Below are 8,028 nucleotides of genomic sequence, written 5' to 3' on the forward strand. Positions count from 1 at the left end.
GTAAAGCGTTGTCAAGGAGGTGCAGCCAGAGACGTTCAAGCTGATCAGCTGATTCCCGTCGCAGCTAAGCCATGTCAAGGCGGGACAGCCCGAGAGATTCAAGCTGGTCAGTTGATTGCCGGCACAGCTAAGCTCTGTCAAGGCGGTACAGCCCGAGACATCCAAGCTGGTCAGTTGATTGTTGGAGCAGTAAAGCTCTGTCAAGGCGGTACAGCCCGGGAGATTCAAGCTGGTCAGTTGATTGTTGGAGCAGTAAAGCTCTGTCAAGGCGGTGCAGCCAGAGACGTCCAAGCTGGTCAGTTGATTGAAGGAGCAGTAAAGCTCTGTCAAGGCAGTGCAGCCAGAGCCGTTCAAGCTGGTCAGTTGATTGTTGTAGCATTTAAGCGTTGTCACATCGCCTCGAATGGTAACCGTTTGGCTGGTAATCGCATAGTACTCGTACCCGTACTCATTTGTTTGTCCAGTCTCTTGAGCCCCCTCGATGGTGACTCTGCCATTTGCTTTGATATATAGTTCGATTCTGTCTCCGACTCTTTTGGAAGTCGTCATCGTGATGACCCCTTGGGCGGGGAGGGTGGTGGAGGTGAGGAGCGTGCCGAGGAGGACGAAGAGCCAGATGCGTAGTTGTTTGCTCATAGCGTGGTTAGAGATTAGAAGTTAGAGCTTCGTTGTTGCGTGATGGGGAGCTTGATGGCTCTGCCGTGTGAGTTATATTTTCTGCGAAGTTATACCTTTATTTTGAGTTGAGCAAGAGGAGGGGGAAGAGATTAGAAATTAGAGGTTAGAGGAGAGAGATTAGAGGTTAGAGGGAAGATCGGAGCTATCGGAGGTGTCGGAGCTATCAGAGCTATCGGACGGGTAACGACTTGTCGGGACGAGTAGCCTTTGTAGGGACGCACGATCTGTGCGTCCGTCCCCGTTAAAGGTTACTGAGTTGCACGTCATGTCGTTCTACAACGGACGCACGGATCGTGCGTCCCTACAGCCGTTACTCGTCTGATCCCTCCGATCCCTCTGATCGTTCCGATGCACTCCGATGACCTTAACCCCAAACCCCTGAGGAAATCGAAATTGCCTCGGTGGAAAATGGAAATCCTTCACGGAGACACGAAACAATTCTTCGGAAGTTTGATTTGCTTCTTCCGAAGTTTCATTTCATTCTTCCGAAGTTTTATTTCGGCCCTCCGTGGGGAAAGTTCGTTTGCTCCCTGGAGATCGGTGATTTCCTCGGGAGAGAGGGCAATCGGCGGTGATGTGGGAGTGGCGATAGCGTGAGGTTATAGCGCTGTGTGACGAGGTGTAACCTGTGTATCCCCTCGTTGTTGTCATGCGTAGCCCCTAGGATGCAGGGTTGTCGTGCGTCAAGGCTGGCGAGTTAGTGCGCCTCGAGCCAATCTTTGCCAGTGCCGATCTCCACGACAAGCGGTACGGAGCACTCGGGCCAGGCGCCTTCCATCGCTTCGCGAACGAGGGCTGTGACACGATCCAGTTCGTCGAGATAGACGTTGAGGACCAGTTCGTCGTGCACCTGCAGGACGAGGTAGCTGCGTAGCTGTTGCTTCGTCAGCTCCTCCTCAACACGTATCATGGCGATCTTGATGATGTCGGCAGCGGTGCCTTGGATCGGTGCATTGATAGCGTTGCGCTCCGCATTGCCACGCTGGGCTCCACGCGCTGTGCGGAGGTTGCGCAGCTGCCGACGACGACCGAAGGCGGTCTCCGTATAGCCTCGCTCGGTGGCCAGCGCTATCGACTCATTCATAAAGGCTTGTATATGGGTGAAGGTGGCGAAGTACTCCTTGATCAGCTCGGCAGCCTCGCCAACGGGGATGTTGAGTCGCTGGCTCAGACCGTAGGGCGTGATGCCGTAGTTGATACCAAAGTTAGCCGTCTTCGCCTTGCTGCGCATCAGCGGGGTCACCTCCTCGGGAGCCACCTTAAAAACCTTAGCAGCTGTCGCTGTGTGGATATCGTCACCCGAGAGGAAGGAGTGTATCATCGCTGGGTCTTGGCTCAGATGCGCCATGACGCGTAGCTCCACCTGCGAGTAGTCCGCACTGAGCAGGACAGCGCCGATCGGCTCCTCATGGGTATGATCCACAGGAGCGCAAGCGGAAAGGCGCGGAGTGTAGTACGGATCAGCGACAAAGGCACGACGCAGTGGACGGCCGAGGTCGCTACGGATGGGGATGTTTTGCAGATTCGGATTGCTCGAGGAGAGCCTGCCCGTGGCGGTGACCGCCTGATTGTACGAAGTGTGGAGCTTGCCATCGGGGTAGCACATCTTGGGCAGCGGATCTATATAGGTGTTGAGTAGCTTGCGTGCCTCGCGGTAGTCTAGGATGAGCGCCACGACGGGGTGGAGCGAGCGAAGCGGGAGGAGCGTCTCCTCGTTGGTCACGTAGCTACCAGTCTTGGTTTTGCGTGGCTTCTCCACAATCTGGAGCTCGTCAAAGAGCAGTTCGCCGATCTGCTTCGGGCTATTGACCTTGAGGTTAAGCCCTCGTGAGGAGTAGCTTTGTATCTCCTTCTCTAGGCGAAGGACGCTCTCAAGCAGCTCCTGACGGGAGCGCTGCAAAGCCTCGATGTCGAGGACGATACCACGCTGCTCCATGTGCATCAGCACGTAGAGGAGCGGTATCTCCACCTCGGTGAGGAGTCGCTGCTCGGTAGGGGAGAGCTGCTTGTGCAGGGCATGGTAAAGGCGTAGCGTCACGTAGGCATCTTCGCTGGCGTAGTCGCAGAGGAGCTTGGGGTCTACGTCGGTGCGTAGCGCAAAGCTTTCCAGAGGCGAGAGATCTTTGTAGCGTATCGTGTCGTAGCGGAGCAAGCCCCCCGCCAGTTCGTCGAGACTATGCCCCTGGTCGGCATCGAGCAGGTAGTGCGCCAGCATAGTGTCGTAGAGCGGGCGCGCCTCGGGGAGTCCGTAGCGTGTCAGCACCTCTAGGTCAAACTTCGCATTGTGCGCCACCTTCAGCACATGCTCGTCCTGCATCAGTTCTTTAAGCGGAGAAAGTATATGCGCAGTCTCCTCAGCCGACTCGGGGAGCGGGATAAAGTAAGCTTGCTTCTCGTCGGCACAGAGCGACATACCGACGATACCCGCACAGAGCGCATCAAGGCCGTCGGTCTCGGTGTCAAAGGCGACAACGGAGCTACCCGCCAACTGCTTAGCGAGCTGGCTCACTGCTTCGTAACCTTGCACTTCGGTAAAGGTAACGCCAACCGTCTTGTAGTTTTCTAGAGGAGTTGTGGCGCTCACGGGACCCGACACCTCGATCGTGGCTGGCGAACTTGGCGCTGTCGAGGTACCGCCAAGGTCAAAGAGTCCTACCTGAGAAGCGGTCGCTGCGGGCTTGCCGATGCGCTTCAGTAGCGAGGTAAAGGCAAACTCCTTGAAGATGCGCTCCACAGCGGCGTGGTCGGGACCTCGCCACTTCATCTGATCTGGATCAAAGGTGACTCCTGGCACGTTGGTCACGATGGTGACAAGATGTCTCGAGAGCATCGTCTGCTCCTTGGCTGCGAGGAGCTTTTTCGCATAGGTCGGCTTCACTTGATCAATGCGTGCGTAGATATCTTCGATCGTGTCAAACTCCTCGAGGAGTCTCTGCGCAGCCACCTTGCCAATGCCTGGACAACCAGGTACATTGTCCGAGCTATCGCCCACAAGTCCCAAGTAGTCAATCATCTGCAGCGGATAGCGGATGCCGTACTTAGCGGTGATCTCCTCTGCACCGAGTAGCTCGAAGCCTGACCCCGTGCGCTGTGGCGCAAACATCTGCGCATGCGGTCCGACGAGTTGCCCGTAATCCTTATCTGGCGTGACCATGCGGACCTCGTAGCCCGCCTCGACAGCTTGACGGCTCAGCGTGCCGATCAGGTCGTCCGCTTCGTACCCTTCGACCCCTAGCAGAGGTATCTGGTAAGCCTGCACCAACTCTTTGATATAAGGCATGGAGAAGCGTATTGTCTCGGGAGTTTCGGGGCGATTGGCCTTGTACTCTGGGTACTCCTTGTGGCGGAAGGTCCCTCCTGGCATATCCATCGCCACGGCAATGTAGTCGGGGCGCTCCTTGTCAATGATGTCTTGTAGCGTGGAGGCGAAGCCGTAGAGCGCACTCGTGTCGCGACCCTGCGCATCCACGAGGGGGCGGTTGATGAAGGCGTAGTAAGCTCGGTAAATCAGGGCATAAGCGTCAAGCAGATAGAGCGTAGGCATAGTTCAGATAGGGTAAAAGTAATGGGTTAATCTAGGGATTCGGTAGGCTTGCTGAGCGAACGAATGACACGGCAGGGATTGCCCACGGCTAGGCTCATCGGGGGGATGCTCTTCGTGACGACACTTCCCGCGCCGATCACGGAGCCTCGGCCGATGGTTACACCGGGGAGGATCGTGCAGCCTCCACCGATCCAGACATGATCCTCGATGATGATCGGGATGCCAAACTCCCAGCCAGCAGCGCGCTCCTCAATGTCCAGCGGATGCCCCACACTGTAGAGCGACACGGAGGGACCGATGAGCACATGGTCGCCGATGGTCACATGTCCGCCATCGAGCATGGTGCAACCACTATTGATGAAGGTATGACTGCCTACCTCAATCTCACTCCCATAGTCGCAGAAGAATGGTGTCACCAGCCAACTCTCCTCGCCGAGTCCTCCGAGTAGCTCCTGTAGCGCACGATGATACTGCGTCCGCTCCTCGACTGGTATGCGGTGCAGGGCTTGCAGTCGCTCTTTGCACCGACTGGCCAAGAGCTGACGGTCGGTGTCACTCTTTATATTGTAGTAGCGATAACCCTCTGGCTGTGGGGAGGGTACAAACGATAATGAGTGCGTAGTGTGAGACATACGGTGAAGTGATAAATGCAGAGAGGCACTTGCTAAGCGATCCTCTACGACAAAGGTACAATAAATCCCTTCGCCTTTCTCTTTCCTCCTGCGGGCACTACAGTTTCACCTAGATGAAACTCTAGTTTCTTCCGCATGAAACTCCAGTTTCACCCGTATGAACCTAGCTGAAGTGGGGAGAGGCAAAAGAAAAGTGGCGACCGCTCCTCGTAAGAAGCTGTCGCCACCTCGGCAAATGTATTGGGTTAGGGGACTAGAGCTTGCGCCGAACCTCGATCTCCTCAAAGGACTCGATGATGTCGCCCACCTCTATGTTATTGTAGTTCTTGATATTGATACCGCACTCGAGACCTGAGACCACCTCCTTGGCTTCGTCCTTAAAGCGCTTGAGCGACTCCAGCTGACCCGTATGGATGACCACACCGTCGCGGATGACGCGCACCTTGTCGGTACGCTTGATCTTGCCATCGGTGACCATACAGCCTGCGATGGTGCCTATCTTGCTCACCTTGAAGGTCTGCAGTACCTCCAGATTGGCCGTGACCTGCTCGCGAATGTCTGGCGAGAGCATGCCCTCGAGGGCGTCGCGGACATCTTCGATAGCATCGTAGATGATAGAGTAGGTGCGGATCTCAACGCCCTCCTGCTCGGCGAGCTTACGGGCCTGAGCACTGGGACGAACCTGGAAGCCGATGATCACAGCATCGGATGCCGTCGCCAGCTGAATGTCTGACTCGGTAATCTGACCGACACCCTGATGGATGACGCTCACCTGAATCTCCTTCGTCGAGAGCTCGATGAGTGAGTTGGCCAGTGCCTGTACGGAGCCGTCCACGTCACCCTTGATGATGAGGTTAAACTGCTGGAAGTTGCCCACAGCGATGCGACGACCGATGTCGTCGAGGGTAAGCATCTTCTGCGTACGCAAGCCCTGCTCACGCTGTAGTTGCTCACGCTTGACAGCTAGCTCACGAGCTTCCTGCTCGGTCTCCATGACGTTGAAGTCGTCACCAGCGGTCGGTGCCCCATTGAAGCCGAGGATAGAGACGGCCGTGGATAGCCCAGCGGTGTCAACACGCTTGTTGTACTCGTTGTACATAGCCTTGACACGTCCGTAGTAGCTACCAGCTAGGATGTAGTCTCCGATGTGGAGGGTGCCTTTCTGGATCAAGACGGAGGCGAGGTAACCCTTGCCCTTGTCTAGTGAAGACTCAATGACGGAGCCAGAGGCACGACGATGGGGATTGGCCTTGAGCTCGAGGAGTTCGGCCTCAAGGAAGATTTTGTCTAGTAGGTCGGGGATGCCGATGTTCTTCTTGGCCGAAATCTCCTGCACCTGATACTTACCGCCCCAATCCTCGACGAGGTAGTTCATACCTGCGAGTTGCTCACGGATCTTGTCTGGGTTGGCTCCGCTGACATCGATCTTGTTGATCGCAAAGATGATCGGCACACCAGCAGCGCTAGCGTGGTTGAGCGCCTCAATGGTCTGAGGCATCACGGCATCGTTCGCCGCAATGACGATGACCACAATATCTGTGATCTGCGCACCACGAGCACGCATAGCGGTAAAGGCCTCGTGACCTGGCGTATCCAAGACGGTCAAGCGACGACCATCGGAGAGGGTTACGTTGTACGCACCAATGTGCTGCGTGATACCTCCTGCCTCGCCTGCCGTAACGTCCGAACGACGGATGCAGTCGAGTAGTGAAGTCTTACCGTGGTCTACGTGACCCATGATGGTGATGACGGGTGGACGAGGCTCTAGATCCTCAGGCTTGTCGGGCTCCTCGTCGGCAGTGATCGCCTCAACGACGTTGGCCGATACGAACTCCGTCTCGTAGCCAAACTCCTCGGCAACGATGTTGATCGTCTCGGCATCAAGACGCTGATTGATCGACACCATCATATCAATGCTCATACAGGTGGAGATGACATCGGTGACGGGGACATTCATCATGTTGGCAAGGTCGCTCACGGTGACGAACTCGGTCAGCTTGAGTACCTTCTCGTCTTGCGTGGAGAGTTCCTGCTCACGCTCAAACTCAGCACGACGTGCCTCGCGCTTCTCTCGTCTAGACTTAGCAGCACGTCCGAAGGCTGTCTGCTTGTTGTTGAGTCGTGCTAGGGTCTCCTTGACCTGCTTAGCTCTTAGCTCGTCCTGCTCTTCGGGAGTCAAGACTGGCTCCTGACGCTTGCTCTTACGTCCCGTGCGACGCTCATTGCGTGCTGGTCGCTCGCCTCGCTGTGGAGCTGCTGAGCGACTGCCCTTCTTGCCTGAGCGATCGTCTTGTATCTTCGCACCCTCGCTCTTGACATCAACAGCGCCAGAGGAGATGCGCTTGCGCTTGCGATGATTGTTGTCTTTGTCCTTGTTAGACTTGCGAGAGCGAGAACTGCTAAAGCTACTGAGGTCGATCTTGCCGACCACCTTGAGCTGAGGCTCGTCCTCCTTCTTGGCAATACGAAATATCTCAGCATCGGACTCGCTCTTGGTTTCTGGGGTTGCCTCGGTGGTCGGCTCTGCCTGGGGCTTTGTTGCGGGAGCTTTCTTGGCTACTGGCTCCGATGCGACAGGGGCTGGCTGCTCTGGAGCTTTCTGCTTTGGCTCTTCCTTTGCCGGATCTGATTTAGCAGTAGCGGGCTTGGGTTCGCTAGGTGTCGGCTCCTTAGTGGCAACTGGCTCAGGCTCCTTAGCCTTTGCTGTCTCCACCTCCTTCTGTGCGACATGCGCTGGCTTCTGCTCCTTAGCCGTAGTCTTAACTACCTCTTTTGCTGGCTTGGTATTAGTAGTCTCAGCTTTCTTCGCAGGCTCCTCTTGAGTAGACTCTTTTTGCTGAGTCTTTGCTGAACTCTTGGGCTTGCTCGTTTTATCAGTAGCTGTTGCCTTGGTTGCAGAGCCTGATACGGGGTTATTGTGCTTGTCCAGCTCTATCTTGCCTACGACGTTGAGCTGCGAAGCGCTTGTCGCTGTGGGGATGTCTGACTCCGTCTCTTCCTTTGTGGTGGCTGGAGCTTTGGTCTCCGTGGGTTGCTCCTTGGGACTACTAGCCGCACTCTTCGCTGCAGGCGCCTGAGCCTCTGGTTTAGCCTTAGACGAGCTCTTGCTGCGGAGGAACTTCTTCTTGGCTCTTCCTACAGTCTCCTCATCAAAGGTCGGCGTGAAGTCACGCA

Annotated in this window: 4 protein-coding genes; all 4 read right to left on the minus strand. The window is 55.9% G+C overall.

Annotation, left to right across the window (positions count from 1 at the left end; genetic code table 11):
• The coding region (locus Q0X57_RS06505) for a leucine-rich repeat domain-containing protein (RefSeq protein ID WP_297729260.1) at nucleotides 1–636 on the minus strand (636 nt) is incomplete at its 3' end.
• 739 nt (nucleotides 637–1,375) lie between these two features.
• Nucleotides 1,376–4,222: a DNA polymerase I gene (gene polA, locus Q0X57_RS06510; protein ID WP_297729263.1), complete on the minus strand. Its 2,847-nt coding sequence runs from the start codon at nucleotides 4,220–4,222 to the stop codon at nucleotides 1,376–1,378.
• A 26-nt stretch (nucleotides 4,223–4,248) separates the two neighbouring features.
• Nucleotides 4,249–4,854, minus strand: coding sequence for a sugar O-acetyltransferase (locus Q0X57_RS06515; RefSeq protein WP_297729266.1), 606 nt, complete (start codon nucleotides 4,852–4,854; stop codon nucleotides 4,249–4,251).
• Between the two features lie 253 nt (nucleotides 4,855–5,107).
• On the minus strand, nucleotides 5,108–8,028 hold a 2,921-nt coding region (gene infB, locus Q0X57_RS06520), incomplete at its 5' end, for a translation initiation factor IF-2 (protein ID WP_297729269.1).

It is taken from the genome of uncultured Porphyromonas sp. (genome assembly GCF_947254915.1).
In the GTDB taxonomy this organism is placed as follows: domain Bacteria; phylum Bacteroidota; class Bacteroidia; order Bacteroidales; family Porphyromonadaceae; genus Porphyromonas.

Bases quoted from the DNA above. Each gene is read 5' to 3' on its own strand.
- polA (WP_297729263.1), bottom strand. From the start codon at position 4,222: ATGCCTACGCTCTATCTGCTTGACGCTTATGCCCTGATTTACCGAGCT.
- Q0X57_RS06515 (WP_297729266.1), bottom strand. From the start codon at position 4,854: ATGTCTCACACTACGCACTCATTATCGTTTGTACCCTCCCCACAGCCA.